The organism is Streptomyces sp. NPDC006339 (genome assembly GCF_040612775.1).
Lineage (GTDB): Bacteria > Actinomycetota > Actinomycetes > Streptomycetales > Streptomycetaceae > Streptomyces.
In genome coordinates, this window is record NZ_JBEXQW010000056.1 from 20,871 (window position 1) to 34,828 (window position 13,958).

Sequence of the window (13,958 nt, forward strand, 5' to 3'; positions counted from 1 at the left end):
CGCAACACTCACACTACATTTTGGGCTACGCGCCCGACTCGTCATGCTGCCGCGGGAAGCGGACAGGCCGGTTCGACGCGGGAGGGGAGTCGGAGCAGGGGCGCGGCCTGCGCTTCCTGCGGGAGCACTGCGGCGACGCGGCGCTGCTGTACGGGGAGCAGGCCGCCGTGGATGCTGTCGCGGGTGTCGCCGGTGAGGATCGCGAGGGAGAGGCAGCGGTCGCGGACGGGGCAGCCTTCGCAGATGCTGCGCTCCTGCTCGGTGCGTACGAGGTCGCGGGCGAGGGAGCGGGTGCCGGTCGTGTCCATGAGCCAGCGTTCGGCGTCGAAGCGCCGGCACTCCCCCAGTTCGTCCACCGCGGCCGCCAGGTCGTCCATGGGGACGGAGTCGCGGACCAGGGTGACGCGGCGGGCGAGTTCGGTAGCGGTGTCGAGCGGCAGTGCGTTCATCGGTGCCCCCTCCGAGCTGCGGTGATCGGTGAGACAAGCCAACCGGGATTCGGAGCCGGGCAGTATCACGATGCTCTGCGGTTCTCCTTCAACCCGGACTTCAACGCGTTCTTCAACTCGGTGGCAGTCCGAGTTGAAAGTCCGAGGAAGCGACGCTGCGTCGACCGCTGCCCTGCGCTGAGTACTCGTCAACTTCATGACGAGAAGCCTCGGATGGGAGACGATGACCATGCGAGGGCCTGCCCCGGACCCCTGGCGGACCGCATGCGGACCAGAACAGGACCTGGAGCGGCAGCTCACTGAAAGCGCGGGAACCTGAAGACGCAGACCACGTAGCAGGGGGCGACGCTATGGCTGGCAACGCCGGCAAGAGCGGCCAGGATCCAAGAACCGTGCTTGAGCTGCTGCTCTCACAGCAGCCCAAGACGTACGAGGAGATCGCTCGTGACTTCGGGGTGCTGGCCCGCAAGATGGGCGAGGACGCGACGCTAACTGCCCGCCATCTTCGGCGACTTGCCTCTGGTCAGCGGTCCGGGGTCAACCCCGTCACCCGCCGTGTTCTGCAGATGATGTTCGGCAAACCGCTTGAGGAGCTGCTCAGCCCATGGGATGGGGCACTCGTCACTGCGGGGAGCACGCCTTCGGGTTTGGTCGTTGCGACTGGCCATCCCACCGCAGACAAGGAGCTGATCAACGTGGCGGCACAGCGGGCCCGACGCTTCGCCCTGGCAACAGGACAGACCGACCTCACTCCCGAGGCCATGGATCAGGTCCATGCCGATGTTCAACGCCTGGCCATGGACTATCCGCAGCGGCCGCTTTCCGAGCTGCTGCCCGACATGATCGAGGCGCAGGACACCATCTACACCTTGCTCGAGCGCCAGCGGCGTCCTGGGCAAGCTCGTCAGCTCTATCTCCTGGCCGGTGTGACCGGCGGGCTGCTGGCCAAGGCGAGCCACGATCTGGCTGATCCGCACGCCGCGCTCACCCAGGCCCGGACGGCGTTCATGTGCGCGGATCAGGCCGACCACAACGGGCTGCGGGCGTGGATTCGAGGTGTGCAGTCCTTGGTTGCGTACTGGGCCGGCCGCACTCGCGAGGCTGTGCAGTACGCGCAGTCCGGTGCGGAGTTCGCGGATCTGGCGGGCAGTACGGCGAAGGTGTGGCTGCCGATGAACGAGGCCCGCGCCTGGGCGGCTCTGGGCAACGCCGACAAGTCACGTGCAGCGATCCGGCGGGCGGAGGAGGGCTGGGAGTCGGTCCGTGAGGACGAAGTGGATGAGCTGGGCGGTCTGTGCACATTCGGCCGGGCGCGCCAGATCTACTACGCCGCGGATGCTCTGACGTGGCTGCCCTCCGAAGCGGGGGCCGCCCAGGACTACGCCGAGCGGGCCGTGCTGGAGTACGAGGACGAGTCGGCTCCCGAGTGGGCGTTCGGCGACCAGGCGGGCAGCCGGGCGGACTTGGCGATCGCCCGGATCCAGATGGGCGAGCTGGAGGGGGCCACCGAGGCCGTCGTTCCCGTCCTGGACCTCGCACCCGAGCAGCGCATCAACGGGATCGTGCACAGCGCGCAGCGAGTACACCGCGCGCTGCGGGACTCTCCCCTGGCTGAGGCAGGATCTGACCTGCAAGAGCAGATCGAGATGTTCACCCGCACGCCGCTGAAGTCTCTGCCCCGTTGAGGAGATCCGTGACCTACCCCCTGCGTCTGACCGGCCAGCGTGTCGTCCTCCGGGAATTCACGCTAGACGACGTCGACGACGCCCTGAAGATCATCGGTGACGACCGGGTCACGCACTTCCTGTCCTTCGACAGCCGTAGCCGTGACGAGGCCCTGGCCATGATCGAAGGTGCGGTGAAGCGTGCCCAGGAGTCACCGCGGACGGAGTTCTACCTCGCGGTGGCCCGCCGCGACGACGACAGCATGATCGGCTTCGCCCGCGTCGCCTTCGCCGGCGTCAAGGCCGGGAAGCTGGGCTACGCCATCGCGGCTGACGAGTGGGGCCACGGGTACGCCACAGATGCCGCGCGGACGCTCACCGACTTCGCCTTCGGCGTTCTCCAGCTCCACCGGATCAGCGCTGCCATCGGCCCGGAGAACACCGCCTCGATCACGCTCGTGGAGCGACTCGGCTTCACCCGGGAGGGAATCCTCCGGGACCACGTCTTCACCAACGGTTCCTGGCGGGACAGCGTCCTGTACTCCGTCCTCGCACACGAATGGCAGTCCTAGTAGGAGGCGACGCGCTCCGCTCCCAGGCCCGGGTCGTCGACCCGGGCTTTCTGCTGCCCTTCGAATTGCTGACCGAGTTGACACACCTGAGCGCTATGGTGCAGTTCACAGGGATGCATTCGTGCAGCTCAGGGGGCGTTTTCAACTTCCTCTTCAACTCGGCAGTGATACCGGCGTCCCGCGAGGCGGACCTAGCCTCCGGGCCATGGAGACGATCGGCGGGAACGAAGTGGCACCGAAGGAACGGCCTGGGTGGGAGCCCAGGAAGCTGCGGGAACATCGCGATGATCATTCGCTGACCCTGGAGCAGGCCGGTGAGGAGCTACGGAAGATCTCGGAGGTCCTGAAGCTCAAGCCGGCGCTGCAGGGCAACTTCCAGACCGTCTTCAACCATGAGACGGGCAAGGCGTATCCGGACCCTCGCTACCAGCGGGCGTACTGCGCTCTGTACGGGGCCACGCCCTGGCAGTTGGGGTTTCGGCACAAGCTGCCACATGAGGAGGAGTCCCACCTCCCGAGGCTCACGCCGCAGCAGGACATGGTGACCGGCGCGCACGTCCAGGCGGTGGAGTCCGCGCTGCTGCAGATCGACGCGGGAGGGGAGGTCGACCACCACGGCCTGCGTCACCGGATCATGGATGCGTGGCGCCGGCGGCACACCGGTGGTGATCCGCACCGGCCGCACATGGTGCTGGTCGGCGGGTACGCGGGGAGCGGGAAGAGCGAGCTCGCGGAGTTCATCAGCCACATCACCGGCTGGCCGCGGCTCGACAAGGACTCGCTGACGCGTCCGCTGGTGGAGGCGCTGCTCACCGCGCACGGCGGTGACCCGCACGACCGGCACACGCCGCTCTACCTGGAGAAGGCGAGGGATGCGGAGTACCAGTGCCTGATGGAGTCGGCGTACGACAACATCAAGGCCGGCATCTCCACCGTGCTCGATGCGCCGTTCCTCAAGGAGCTCGGAGATCCGGCCTGGATGCAGCGCCTGGCCAACAAGTGCCGCTCGTTCGGCACCGAGTTGGCGGTGATCTGGGTCCGGTGTGATCACGACTCGATGCGGGAGTACATCACCCTGCGGTCCGCGGCCCGGGACGCGTGGAAGCTCGCGAACTGGGAGGAGTACATCAAGGGCGTCGACGAGGACTTCGCGCCGAAGGTGCCGCACTTCGTCGTCGACAACCGGCTCGGCAGCGCCGTCTCCCTCACTGACCAGGCCAAGCTCGCCCTCGGAAGGATGTACGCCTGATGACCAGTCCTCTCCCCCGCGCCGTGATCCTGTACGGGCCGCCCGCTGCCGGGAAGGACACCGTGACCCGGGCCCTGGTCGAGCGCGACGCCTCGTACGCGCTCTTCCAGCGCTTCAAGGTCGGCGCGGGGAAGACGAGCGGCTACCGGATGGGAACCGCGGAGCAGCTGGCCGCGCTCGAAGAGGCGGGCGACGTCATCTACGCGAACTCCCGGTACGGCAACACGTACGCGGTCGACAAGCCGGGCCTGGACGAGATGGTCGCGGCCGGCCTCGTGCCCGTCCTCCACCTCGGACAGATCGAGGGGGTGCGCGCGGTGATGGACGCGTACCCGGCGCGGTGGACGACCGTGCTGCTGTGGTGCACCCAGGAGGAGACCGAGGAGCGGTCGGTCGGACGGGGTGACGCGGACACCGAGGCCCGGATCAAGGCGTGGCAGGCGACGAAGGACGACGTCGACGCCCACCCGGATCAGGTCTGGGACTTGACCGTGCAGACCGGCGCCTACTCCCCCGCCGTGACCGCCGACCGCATCCGGCTGGCCTCGGATCCCGGGGCCGGCCCGGCGTAGCTGATGGATCAGGGCCGTGTTTCCCGCGGGAAACACGGCCCTTTGCTGTCTGGCTGGAGGTGCTCTGGCCTGGTCCGTTCTGGTGGTGCAGGGTCGAGGCAGTCTGGGCCGCCAGGTCCAACCTGTATCGGGGAGCGCCGAGTTGAGCTATCAGCACAAGGATCTGAACCTGACCGACCCGACGCGGGGATCTCTCCACTTCGTCATGTACACCGAGCTGCGGATGGGGCTCGCCTTCGGCGCGCTCAACGCCCATGTGACGTTCCATCCTCAGCAGCAGACCCCGTTGACGCGCGAGTGGGTGGACCGATTGGAGCGCTGCGAGCCCAACGCGCTGCACTGCAGTCTGGTGAGCGCGCAGCAGGAGATCCCGGCGCTGTTCCATCCGTGTGTGGAGGAAGACAAGGAGAGCCCGTCGGCCTTCGCCGGATCGGGCTGTGAGTGCCGCCGCTCCTTCTACGACCTCGAGTTCGGGATGCCGGTGGTCGGGGAGCACTACCGCACCGTGTCCGGGAACATAGATCAGTGGTTCTACCGGACGTACGCCCCTTTGGACCTGCGGCCCGACGATGTCTTCGACCGGTTCATCGTCGACAACGGCCACTTCTGGGTCCGGACGGAGAAGGGGCTGCTGTCGATCCTGCCGCAGCAGACCGCGCTCGGATACGGCGTCGGCTACGAGGGCGGCGGACCGCACGCTCTGGCCGCCTACCTCTCCGAGGTCGCCGCGACCGGCGGCAAGAACACCGCTGCCGGCGCTCCGTACGAGAAGGCGGATCCCGGGATTCTCGCCTGGACGGAGAGCCCTCATCGGACGACGAACGAGCTGACGCTGCAGGATCTCAAGGCGCTGCGGCGGGGCTGACGGGTCCGATCGAACCTCCCAGGTCGCGTCCGCATTGTCCGTTCTTCTCAGGAGAGCTGAGAGGTAGCACCCCTGTTTTCGCAGGTAGAGGCGTCTGGTGGCGGAGCTGGGAGCCTGGGAGGTATCACCCGCCAGGGCGTATGCATGCTGGTATGCGTGTCGATACTCTGGAAGGTATGACGACTACGAAGCGCATCACGGTGACGTTGCCCGCGGACATACTGACCGCGATCCAGTCGGAGGCGGGCGGGAACGTGTCCGCGTACACCGCGAAGGCCCTCAAGGCGCAGGCTGTCCGCGATGCTGCGGACCGGCTCTCCGCGTGGCAGGCCGGGCGGGCCGAAGCGATCGAGGACCTTGAGGAGCTTGCCTTCGACACGCTCGATGGCCTGCCCGGCGGTGGCCAGTGAGTACTCCCCCGCCGCTGCGTCGTGGTCAGGTCTGGGAAGCCGTGACGCCTCGGGGCCGACGCCACACCTTCGCCGTGCTCCAGGCGGACTCCGCGATGGCCGCGTACCCGCTGACTGCCGTGACGGCGGTGTGTGACACCTCGGGCACCGCGCCGGACACGCTGCTGTCCGCACCGATCACGGCTCCGGTGGCCGCGACCGTCATCGGGACGCAGCTCCACACCGTCACGGCCTCGTTCCTGACCTCGGGCACGTACCTCGGGATCATCCCCGCTGAGGAGATGGAGGCCGTCTCCCGCGCGGTACGGCTCTCGCTGGATCTTTCCGACTGACACCGCCGATCCCTCACGTGGGCCCTGAGCCATATCCATCGGCTCGGGGCCCACGTACGCCCATCCGCCCTACGGTGATCGCCATGACTCCTGAGCCGCAGCGCGCCGCGATCACTCCCGCCCAGATACGTACGGCGCTCGCCTACATCAAGGCCGTATGGACCGACGACCACGACGAGATCCTGTACCTCGAGGACCGCCGCCCCGGCGAGGTGCCCATCAAGCATCTGCTCGTGGCGTTCGCCGAACCGCTGGTCCGGGGCGGGGCCGGGCTGATGACCGCTGACGAATCACGGCGGGACGCTCCCGGCGCCGGGCCGGACTACGCGGTGGCCATGTCGAACGTGCTGATCGGGACACTGCGGCGCTGGGCTGCCACCGAGGACCTTGAGGCGGCTCCGGGGATCGCCCGGAGCATCGGTCACTATCTGCTGGCCACGACGGCGAATGACAGCGATCTGCTCCCCCTGCTGAAGCAGCTTCGGCAGGTCATGGCCCCTGGGGAGTCCTAGCCGGGCGGGCCGTGCAGCTGCTCCAGGGCCTGGCCGACGCTGAGGTGGCTGTCGTCCTTCGTCGGCGCCCACCTCTCCAGGACGGCGGCCGCGGCGCGCAGCATGTCGTCGGGAAGGCCGGCCTCCTGGAGCATGTCGGCGGCCTCGATCAGTTCCGGGCTCCACCTCCAGGCCCTCGCCGCCGTCTTCGGGATGTAGCCGGTCTCCGTCAGGTACGAGCCGGGTCGTTTGCCCGCGATGGCGAGCAGCTCCTGGTCGACGCAGTGGTCGGCGGCGAGGCCGTAGGAGACGGCGGCCAGGACGCGGCTGGCCTTCTGGTACGCGCTGTACGAGAGCTTCAGCGCGGAGGCCTGCCCGATCCGCTCCCCCAGAACGTGCGTCGTGATGTCCGTCCCTCCGAACAGCTCCTCCACCGGCTCGGTCGCCGGGCCGGAGAGGTAGAGGGTGGGCCGTTTGCCGCCGACCGGCGGGGAGCCGACGATCCCGCCGTCGACGACGGTGGACGCGGGGAGGAGGCGGGCGATCCTGCGGGCCCGCTCCGGAGTGATCGCGTTCGCTTCCACCCAGGTCCCGGCGTACGCGCTGGCGGCGTGGGCGACGTCTTCGGCGACGGCCGGCGGGCAGATGCTCAGCACGACTTCCGCCTCGTCCAGGAGCTCCGCGAGGTCGCGGGCCGGAGTGAGTCCGGCCCTGGTGGCGCGCTCCGCGCTCGCCGCCGATCGGTGGGCCGGCGCCCAGAGCACGCGGTGGCCGGCACGCACCAGCTGGCCGCCGACGGCCGCGCCCATCGCGCCCGGGTGCAGCAGTCCGACCGTGCTCATCGGCTGCCGCCCTGCAGGAGGAGGGCGATGGCGTCCGCGACGGTGTCGACGGTGTGGTTCGGAGCGGGCGTGCCCTCGGGCCAGGGCCGGCCGCGCAACCAGATCGTGGCCAGCCCAGCCGCGTCGGCCCCTCCGATATCCCCGGCCGGGTTGTCGCCGATGTAGAAGACCGAGCGGGACGGGATGCCGCCGCAGCGGGCGACGGCCACCTCGAATGCCTCGCGCTCCGGCTTCCACGCCCCGATCTCCTCCGAGACCACCACGGCGTCGACCAGGTCCGCGAGCCCGGCAGCCCGGATCTTCGCGCGCTGGATGTCGGAGGCCCCGTTGGTGAGGATGCCCAGCCGCCAGCCCGCGGCGCGCAGCCGCTCCAGGCCGTCGACCGCGCCCGGGTTCGCGGTGACGCTCGCGGCGATCCCGTCGACGTATCCGGCCCACAGCCGGTCCGCCGGCTCCTGGAGGGCGAGCTCCTGGCGCAGCCGCTCGAAGGTCCGCGGGTAGGCCCGCTCCCGCAGCGCGTCAACGAGGTGCTGCTCAGCTCCCCCGTCCAGGCCACGGTCGCGGCAGAAGCCGGCCGCCCACTCCTGCAGGGCCCATTGCCGGTCGATCAGGGTGTTGTCGAGGTCGAAAAGCGCGATCGTCACGCCGCCCGACCCTAGCTTCTGCACCAAAAGCGGAAGGGCGACGCAGGAGGAAGGTGTCAGCTCGGTACGCTCACGCCATGTACTTCGTCGCCAATGTCAGCCCTCGCAGTACGGGCAAGACCACGAATTCAGCGTGGATGGGCCACGCCCTGCACGAGCGCGGACGCAAGGTGATCGGCTACGACGCGGACGACTCCAAGCAGTTCAGCCGCTGGCAGGCCGCGGGCAACTACCCCTTTGTGGTCCAGCAGGCCGCCACTCCGGCTTTCCACCTCAACGTGCCGCAGATGGTCCCGGCCGGGTTCGAGGACGCCATCGGCGTCGTCGACGTCGGCCACCTCGAGGACCACCGGAAGGTCGGCGCGTCCGTGCTGCGCCTCGCGGACCTCGCCATCATCAACCTCCCGCCGTCCATGAACGACGTGGAGCGGATGGAAGAGCTCCCGACCAAGGAGTTCATCGACGACATGGCGTCGCTGCGGATGGACAGCAAGCCGCCAGCCACCTGGGTGCTCCTGTGCAAGGCCCCGACCGGCGTCAACGAGATCCCGCAGGTCCGCGAGTACCTGGAGGACGAGGGATACAACGTCTTCACCACCGTGGTGCCGGCCGTCGTGAAGTACATGCGCACCCACGAAGGCAGCGACATCCTCGCGAAGGGCTCGGTGTTCGACGAGCTGGTCACCGAGATGGAAGAGCGGGGGCTGCTGCCGTGACCAAGCCCAACCCCTTCAAGGACCGCAAGGAGCGCAAGAACTCCGACAAGGGCACCCCGGCCGGGACCGCCGTGGTCCCCGGCCAGGGGACAGCGCTCCCCGAGGTGCCGAGCACCTTCTCCAGCGGCGGCAACGGCCAGCCCGTGGTCGCCTTCGCCCAGGGCCGGGCGGAGAAGATGCTCACCTTCGCCGACCTGCCGGACCCCGTGGAGACACCGGACGCGACCGGCGACCTGAGCCAGGAAGAGGAAGAGATCCTCGCCCTGTGCATGCAGGCCTTCAAGCAGTTCGAGAACGCCTGGTGGGTCACGGCCAAGGGCATGGCAAACGTCAACGCCCGCAAGCTGTACCGCAAGACCCACCCGACCTTCGAGGCCTTCGCCCGGGACGTCTTCAACAAGTCCCGCCCCCTCGCATACGAGGAAATGGCCGCCTACCCGATCGGCGAGCTTCTGTCTGCACGTGCAGACAAAGCGTTCGAAGAGAATTCGAACGATGTGTCTGCACGTGCAGACACTCCCGCGATCAGCAAGAAGGCCGCCGGCGCCTACAACCCGATCACCAAGGACTACGGCCCCGAGGTCTCCGTCGCGGTCCACGAGACCATCACGGACGCCACCGGCAGGAACGTCCCCGTCAAGACGATCACCGGCATCGTCCAGCAGCTCCCCCGCAAGGAAGAGAAGGAGCTCACCCAGGAAGAGCTCACCGCACTCGCCCGCGAGCTCGCCGCCCAGCAGCAGAACGACAACGGCTCCACCGACAAGCCGGAGAAGGCGGAGAAGGACGCCGGGTCCAGCACGACCCCGGCCCTGGACGCGCTCCGCGCCGCCGTGGACCAGCTCGAGTCAGCGCACCGCGGCCTCGCCCCCGCGAAGATCAAGAAGGCACTGGAGGAGGACCCCGCCAAGGCGGCGGTGATCCTCGCCGACGCCAAGTCGACCGCGGACAAGGCCAGCAAGCGAGCCGAGGCGTACCTCCCTGAGTAGCCCAGCTCCGGACACGGCGAAGGGGCGAGACCCGATCTGATCGGGTCTCGCCCCTTCTGCATGTGCCGTGTCGCTCGAGCTCAAAGCTCCCCGCGTAGCCGGAGTTCGCCCCCGTTCACAGCTTCCCTGCCTTCCTCATCAAGGCGTCCAGCATGGCCTTTGCCTCTTCCCAGTCCAGCGGTTTGGCAGTCACCCGCTTCTTCCTCGGTGGAGCGGCGGCCAGCGCATCGGGGTCGAGCCATGTCCAGCCGGGGTGGATGTTGTGGACCGGCCGCCTGGTTCGGATCTCCACGGCCTCCTGCCTGAGCGCGGCCTCCCTGGAATCAACCCACTCGATCTCCCTCACGGAGACTTGGCCCCACCACTCCTTGTCGCGCCGGTGAAAACGCCAGCGCTTCCACGGGTCCTGGGCGACGCCGACGTACAGCAGCTGCTCGGTGTCGTCATAGAGCCGGTATAAGGCGGTGCGATCGCCATCTATCACTCTTCGCCGCCTTCCTCGTCTCCTTCACCGATGTCCCGCTTCATGTGGGCGAACAGCGCCAGGTAGTCGTCGCGGGTCGTGCCCGTCGGGTCGTACGCCCCCCGCTCCCAGGCACTGACCGTGATCCGGTGCACCTTCAGCAACTTCGCCAGACCCTCCTGGGTCAGCCCGTACGCCTTGCGGACCCGCTTGCGCTCCTCCGGGGCCGGGAGAGCGGTGTCCAGCGCCTTGGGCTTCTTCCGCAGGGCCTCCGCCTCCGCGATCAACTGCTCCACGGTTCTCTCCTCGGGCTTCTCGGAGTTCTCATCCTCACGAGACATGACGCTACACCGACCCCTTCACACGACACAACATCTACGCTACATTTCTACGCATAGCCGCTAGCTACACGGCAACAGCGCAGATCGCTTTACAGCATCGCATCAGCAGCTTTGCATTCACAGCTACAAGGGGAGCGCGTGATGGCCGCAGTTCCGCGTCAGGTCCATACGTTCGTGCACCGCGTCTCGCTGGCTGCGGCCGGCCTGCTCAGCCTCCTGATGGTCTGGGCGCTGGGGCAGTCGCTGCTGCCGGTGGTGACGTTCCTGGTCGTCGCGTTCGTCTCGTACGGCTCGTGCCAGTGGATGGCGCAGCGGCTGCTGAGCCGCAAGAAGTCCCGTCGGCGCCCGGCGCGGGCCCGCTGAAGTCCCGGGCCCGGCGTCCGGCCGGGCCTCGTCCGTACCGTCTCGATTCGATGGGGGAAGACCTGATGGCCTGGTACTGGTGGATGCTCCTGGGGGCCGTTCTCGCGCTGGTGGCGCGGTGGTGGTGCCAGGACCTGTTCGTCTCGCTGCGGCCGGTGAAGTCGTGCGAGTGGTGCCGGCGGACGAGCGGCGGCCACGAGGTCCTGGGGCATTCCTGGGAGGAGTGCGAGGGGCCGCGGGCTGAGCGGCGAGCGGAGGAGCGCCGGGAGGCCGACCGCCAGTTCAAGGCGGAGCGCCGCAAGGAGAACGCGGCGGCGAAGGCCGCGACTGACGCGGAGAACATCGCGCGGCTGGCGGCGAAGCTGCGGATCATCCAGGTCGGCACGATCACGACGCGGCGCACTGCGCGGGGCGGGGAGATCAACGTGTCCGGCTGGAACTTCGACCGGGTGCACGGCCCGAACAATGGCGGTCCGAGTTCGCCGAACGCTGAGGCGCTGGCCTGGAAGGGCGCGCCGGAGCAGGCGCACGGCTGGACCCTCCTGGAGCTGCACACGATCGCGCACGGCGGGGCGTGCCGGTGCGACGTCCTCGATCTGGCCCGGCACGTCCGGTACTGACCTGATCTTTTCTCAGACCTTCCGCACCGCTTTCCCGTTGGGGGGATCTCCATGGACATCGACCGTCCGACTCTGACCTTCATCACCGTGATCGCCGCGCTGGTCGGCGGGTGGGCGGCCTGGTCGGCCGCCAAGGCCGGGAACGACGCCGCCTCGGTCGGCGGCGTCGTCTACGCCCTGGTCGCCGGGGCGCTGGCGAAGGTCTTCGGTGGCAGCTCGTTCGCGGTCGTCTTCCGCTCGGTCTTCTTGATCGTCGGCGGGGTGTTCGCGCTCGTTGCCTCGGTGCTGCTGGGCAGTTGCGCCGGGATCCGCCTGACTCCGACCACTCACTGAAGCAACAGAGAGGATGTGCTGACCATGGCGTTCGGACGTAACCGACGCGAACAGGCCGACAAGGACCGCACTGGTCGCCTGCTGGACCACGTCGACCAGGCCTTCGAGAACGACGCCAGCGAGATGGCCCTCCAGAACGACGACTCGTTCGAGAGCATCGTCCTGTTCGGAGTGGCCGGTGACCCGGCGCAGCAGTACCCCCCGCCCGGCCACGACTACCCGCGTGGGCGGTGAGCGCTCAGATGGGACTGTTCGGACCAAGCGTGCGGGTGTCCGCGCACCGGATGGGCTGGGGCCGCGGCGACGTGCTGCGTTTCGTCCGCAACGTCGCGCCGCTCGCGGCGAAGACCGTGGAGCAGCACTTCGGCCGGCGCCTTCAGCCGGTGCAGATCACACTGACGACCGCGGACGGGATCGCGGAGCTGGCGTGCCGGGCGGAGTACCAGTTCGCCCCGGAGCTCCCGGCCCGGGAGAAGGCGGACGGGTTACGGCTGGCCCGCAGGAACGCGAAGGACGCGGCCGGGCACGTTGTCCTCGATCCCCGTAGCCGGGGCACGCTGATGTTCCTGAACGTGCGCGCGGACGCGATGCGGGTTCCCGACGGCATCGTGACGACGGTGGCGCACGAGCTGGTGCACTGCGACCAGTTGGGGCGCCGCGGCATCCGGGAGTTGCTGATTGCGCACGCCCGGCATGAGTTCGGCGTCGAGGCGATGGCTGCCCAGGACGCTTTGGCCTGCGAGCGGATGGTCGACGACCACGAGCGTGAGGCGTACGGCCTCGAGGACGCGCTCGCCCGTCAGGTGCTGGCGGCTCTGCCCTCGCCCGCGTGACCCGGCTTCTCGACTGGTATCCGGGCCACCGGCTCGGACCTGACCTCGTACAGCACGGCGCCCGTTGTGCGGGCGCGGACCGCGAGTGCCGGGACCGCCCCGGGCTCGCAGAGGAAGGAGTTGTCATGCCAAGCGACCGCGCGAACAACCCGCCCAAGGGGGAGTGCCGGCAGTGCTGGCTTCACGCCTACGACAGCCGTGAGCAGCACAAGCATCTCGGTCCTGGTGAGGACTGCCCGCAGTGCGTGGCCCACATGGGCGGCAACTGCCCCGACAGCATGATCGTCAGGTGAGGGCGGTGACGCGGGAGAGGGGATCTCGGCTGGCGTCGGTCCGGCAGCCGGTCGCGTTAGCCGCGGCGATCGTCGTGTCCAGTCTGGACGTGGTGGTCGCGTGGGTGTGCGCCGTGGTGTTCGCCGTCGTCGCGTACGGCGCGATGGGCGTGGCGCTGTGGCTGGCGGCCGCCATGGCGGTGGTGATCGGCGTCGGCGTGTGGCTCTCGGTGGGGCCGTTGTGCGAGTGGCGGATGCTGTCCTGGTCGGCGCGGATCAGGCGGTGGGGCGCGCCGGACACGGTGTACGCGCCTCCGGCGCCCGTGGACTACGTGGCCGCGCTGCTGGCGGCGAAGCCGGTCCGGCCGGCGCCTGCGCGGGTGTCGCAGTCGACGGAGCCTCGTCCGCTGAAGCCGTACGAGCTGCTCGGCAAGGAGCCGTGCTGGCGGTGCGGCGAGCCTCCGGTGGAGGGCACACACGCCTGGGACGACCGCGGTGACTTCCAGCTTTTGTCCAACCACACCTTCCGGTGCGCGAACGGGCACGGCTGGACGCACAGCACGGACGGGGGCTGACATGCGGCTGCTGATGTGGGTGCTGCCCAACTGGCTGACGGACTTCTTCGTGGAGCTGGCCGGGCACTGGCAGATCAGCCGGGACATCGACCGGGCCTTCGCCGCGGGGGACCAGGAGGCGCTCGCCGTCTTCAAGACCGGCACGTTCGCGGCCGTCTTCACCCGGCGCGGCCTGTATGCCCGCGGGGACGAGTTCGTGGAGTACGCCCGACTCGTGTTCGAGGCGGACGGCAGCTGCGCCCGCTTCCACCGCACCTTCGCCGACCGCGACCGGCAGGACTGAACTTCGTGATCGCCCCCGTCGGCAGGGTGCCGGTGGGAAGACTGTGCCGGGGCCGGATGGCCGGCCCCGGCCGGGAGGGG

At 68.9% G+C, this 13,958-nt stretch carries 23 protein-coding genes; 18 read left to right on the forward strand and 5 right to left on the reverse strand.

Going from position 1 to position 13,958, the window contains the following annotated elements:
* Nucleotides 1-41 precede the first annotated feature (41 nt).
* Nucleotides 42-449 (reverse strand): WhiB family transcriptional regulator, encoded by a 408-nt coding sequence (locus tag ABZ135_RS32745; protein ID WP_356700994.1) that lies wholly within the window; start codon nt 447-449, stop codon nt 42-44.
* 350 nt (nt 450-799) lie between these two features.
* Here ABZ135_RS32745 and ABZ135_RS32750 point away from each other — a divergent pair, with 350 nt between their 5' ends.
* The 8 genes from ABZ135_RS32750 (at nt 800) to ABZ135_RS32785 (ending at nt 6,625) form a co-directional block, all read left to right on the forward strand.
* Nucleotides 800-2,134, forward strand: coding sequence for a hypothetical protein (locus ABZ135_RS32750; protein WP_356700996.1), 1,335 nt, complete (start codon nt 800-802; stop codon nt 2,132-2,134).
* 8 nt (nt 2,135-2,142) lie between these two features.
* On the forward strand, nt 2,143-2,685 hold the full coding sequence (locus tag ABZ135_RS32755) for a GNAT family protein (protein WP_356700998.1): 543 nt from the start codon (nt 2,143-2,145) through the stop codon (nt 2,683-2,685).
* A gap of 205 nt (nt 2,686-2,890) precedes the next feature.
* Nucleotides 2,891-3,934 carry an AAA family ATPase gene (locus tag ABZ135_RS32760; protein WP_356701000.1) on the forward strand — a complete coding sequence of 348 codons (1,044 nt, stop codon included), beginning with the start codon at nt 2,891-2,893 and terminating at the stop codon, nt 3,932-3,934.
* A complete protein-coding gene (locus ABZ135_RS32765; RefSeq protein ID WP_356701002.1) occupies nt 3,934-4,506 on the forward strand; it encodes a guanylate kinase in 573 nt (190 codons plus the stop codon). Before ABZ135_RS32760 ends, ABZ135_RS32765 begins: the two co-directional genes overlap by 1 nt.
* A 142-nt stretch (nt 4,507-4,648) precedes the next feature.
* Nucleotides 4,649-5,371 (forward strand): hypothetical protein, encoded by a 723-nt coding sequence (locus tag ABZ135_RS32770; RefSeq protein WP_356701004.1) that lies wholly within the window; start codon nt 4,649-4,651, stop codon nt 5,369-5,371.
* Between the two features lie 176 nt (nt 5,372-5,547).
* Nucleotides 5,548-5,781 carry a type II toxin-antitoxin system CcdA family antitoxin gene (locus ABZ135_RS32775; protein WP_356701006.1) on the forward strand — a complete coding sequence of 78 codons (234 nt, stop codon included), beginning with the start codon at nt 5,548-5,550 and terminating at the stop codon, nt 5,779-5,781.
* Nucleotides 5,782-5,822: 41 nt separating this feature from the next.
* Nucleotides 5,823-6,113, forward strand: a complete 291-nt coding sequence (locus ABZ135_RS32780) for a hypothetical protein (protein ID WP_356701009.1) — start codon at nt 5,823-5,825, stop codon at nt 6,111-6,113.
* A gap of 83 nt (nt 6,114-6,196) precedes the next feature.
* A complete protein-coding gene (locus tag ABZ135_RS32785) occupies nt 6,197-6,625 on the forward strand; it encodes a hypothetical protein (protein ID WP_356701010.1) in 429 nt (142 codons plus the stop codon).
* Here ABZ135_RS32785 and ABZ135_RS32790 read toward each other — a convergent pair.
* Both ABZ135_RS32790 and ABZ135_RS32795 read right to left on the reverse strand, forming a co-directional pair.
* The gene (locus ABZ135_RS32790) at nt 6,622-7,446 is read right to left on the reverse strand and encodes a DUF1932 domain-containing protein (protein ID WP_356701012.1); all 825 of its coding nucleotides are present in this window, start codon (nt 7,444-7,446) and stop codon (nt 6,622-6,624) included. The genes ABZ135_RS32785 and ABZ135_RS32790 overlap by 4 nt on opposite strands.
* Nucleotides 7,443-8,090 carry an HAD family hydrolase gene (locus ABZ135_RS32795; RefSeq protein WP_356701014.1) on the reverse strand — a complete coding sequence of 216 codons (648 nt, stop codon included), beginning with the start codon at nt 8,088-8,090 and terminating at the stop codon, nt 7,443-7,445. Before ABZ135_RS32795 ends, ABZ135_RS32790 begins: the two co-directional genes overlap by 4 nt.
* 77 nt (nt 8,091-8,167) lie before the next feature.
* Here ABZ135_RS32795 and ABZ135_RS32800 point away from each other — a divergent pair, with 77 nt between their 5' ends.
* The gene (locus ABZ135_RS32800) at nt 8,168-8,806 is read left to right on the forward strand and encodes a plasmid partition protein (protein ID WP_356701016.1); all 639 of its coding nucleotides are present in this window, start codon (nt 8,168-8,170) and stop codon (nt 8,804-8,806) included.
* Nucleotides 8,803-9,795, forward strand: a complete 993-nt coding sequence (locus ABZ135_RS32805) for a hypothetical protein (RefSeq protein ID WP_356701018.1) — start codon at nt 8,803-8,805, stop codon at nt 9,793-9,795. Before ABZ135_RS32800 ends, ABZ135_RS32805 begins: the two co-directional genes overlap by 4 nt.
* Before the next feature lie 115 nt (nt 9,796-9,910).
* On the opposite strand, the gene ABZ135_RS32810 is transcribed toward ABZ135_RS32805, so the two are convergent.
* The gene (locus tag ABZ135_RS32810; RefSeq protein ID WP_356701020.1) at nt 9,911-10,279 is read right to left on the reverse strand and encodes a GIY-YIG nuclease family protein; all 369 of its coding nucleotides are present in this window, start codon (nt 10,277-10,279) and stop codon (nt 9,911-9,913) included.
* Entirely contained in the window at nt 10,276-10,599 is a 324-nt protein-coding gene (locus tag ABZ135_RS32815; RefSeq protein WP_356701022.1) for a helix-turn-helix domain-containing protein, read from the reverse strand. Before ABZ135_RS32815 ends, ABZ135_RS32810 begins: the two co-directional genes overlap by 4 nt.
* 141 nt (nt 10,600-10,740) lie before the next feature.
* Here ABZ135_RS32815 and ABZ135_RS32820 point away from each other — a divergent pair, with 141 nt between their 5' ends.
* From ABZ135_RS32820 to ABZ135_RS32855, 8 genes are all read left to right on the forward strand, one after another.
* Nucleotides 10,741-10,962 (forward strand): hypothetical protein, encoded by a 222-nt coding sequence (locus tag ABZ135_RS32820; RefSeq protein WP_356701023.1) that lies wholly within the window; start codon nt 10,741-10,743, stop codon nt 10,960-10,962.
* A gap of 50 nt (nt 10,963-11,012) precedes the next feature.
* Nucleotides 11,013-11,582 carry a hypothetical protein gene (locus ABZ135_RS32825; protein WP_356701025.1) on the forward strand — a complete coding sequence of 190 codons (570 nt, stop codon included), beginning with the start codon at nt 11,013-11,015 and terminating at the stop codon, nt 11,580-11,582.
* 51 nt (nt 11,583-11,633) lie between these two features.
* The gene (locus ABZ135_RS32830) at nt 11,634-11,915 is read left to right on the forward strand and encodes a hypothetical protein (RefSeq protein WP_356701027.1); all 282 of its coding nucleotides are present in this window, start codon (nt 11,634-11,636) and stop codon (nt 11,913-11,915) included.
* A gap of 24 nt (nt 11,916-11,939) precedes the next feature.
* The gene (locus ABZ135_RS32835; RefSeq protein WP_356701028.1) at nt 11,940-12,149 is read left to right on the forward strand and encodes a hypothetical protein; all 210 of its coding nucleotides are present in this window, start codon (nt 11,940-11,942) and stop codon (nt 12,147-12,149) included.
* Entirely contained in the window at nt 12,146-12,748 is a 603-nt protein-coding gene (locus ABZ135_RS32840) for a hypothetical protein (protein ID WP_356701030.1), read from the forward strand. Before ABZ135_RS32835 ends, ABZ135_RS32840 begins: the two co-directional genes overlap by 4 nt.
* Before the next feature lie 125 nt (nt 12,749-12,873).
* Nucleotides 12,874-13,041 (forward strand): pRL2-8, encoded by a 168-nt coding sequence (locus tag ABZ135_RS32845; protein ID WP_356701032.1) that lies wholly within the window; start codon nt 12,874-12,876, stop codon nt 13,039-13,041.
* Between the two features lie 74 nt (nt 13,042-13,115).
* A complete protein-coding gene (locus ABZ135_RS32850) occupies nt 13,116-13,595 on the forward strand; it encodes a hypothetical protein (RefSeq protein ID WP_356701034.1) in 480 nt (159 codons plus the stop codon).
* 1 nt (nt 13,596) lies between these two features.
* Nucleotides 13,597-13,878 (forward strand): hypothetical protein, encoded by a 282-nt coding sequence (locus tag ABZ135_RS32855; RefSeq protein WP_356701036.1) that lies wholly within the window; start codon nt 13,597-13,599, stop codon nt 13,876-13,878.
* Nucleotides 13,879-13,958 lie beyond the last annotated feature (80 nt).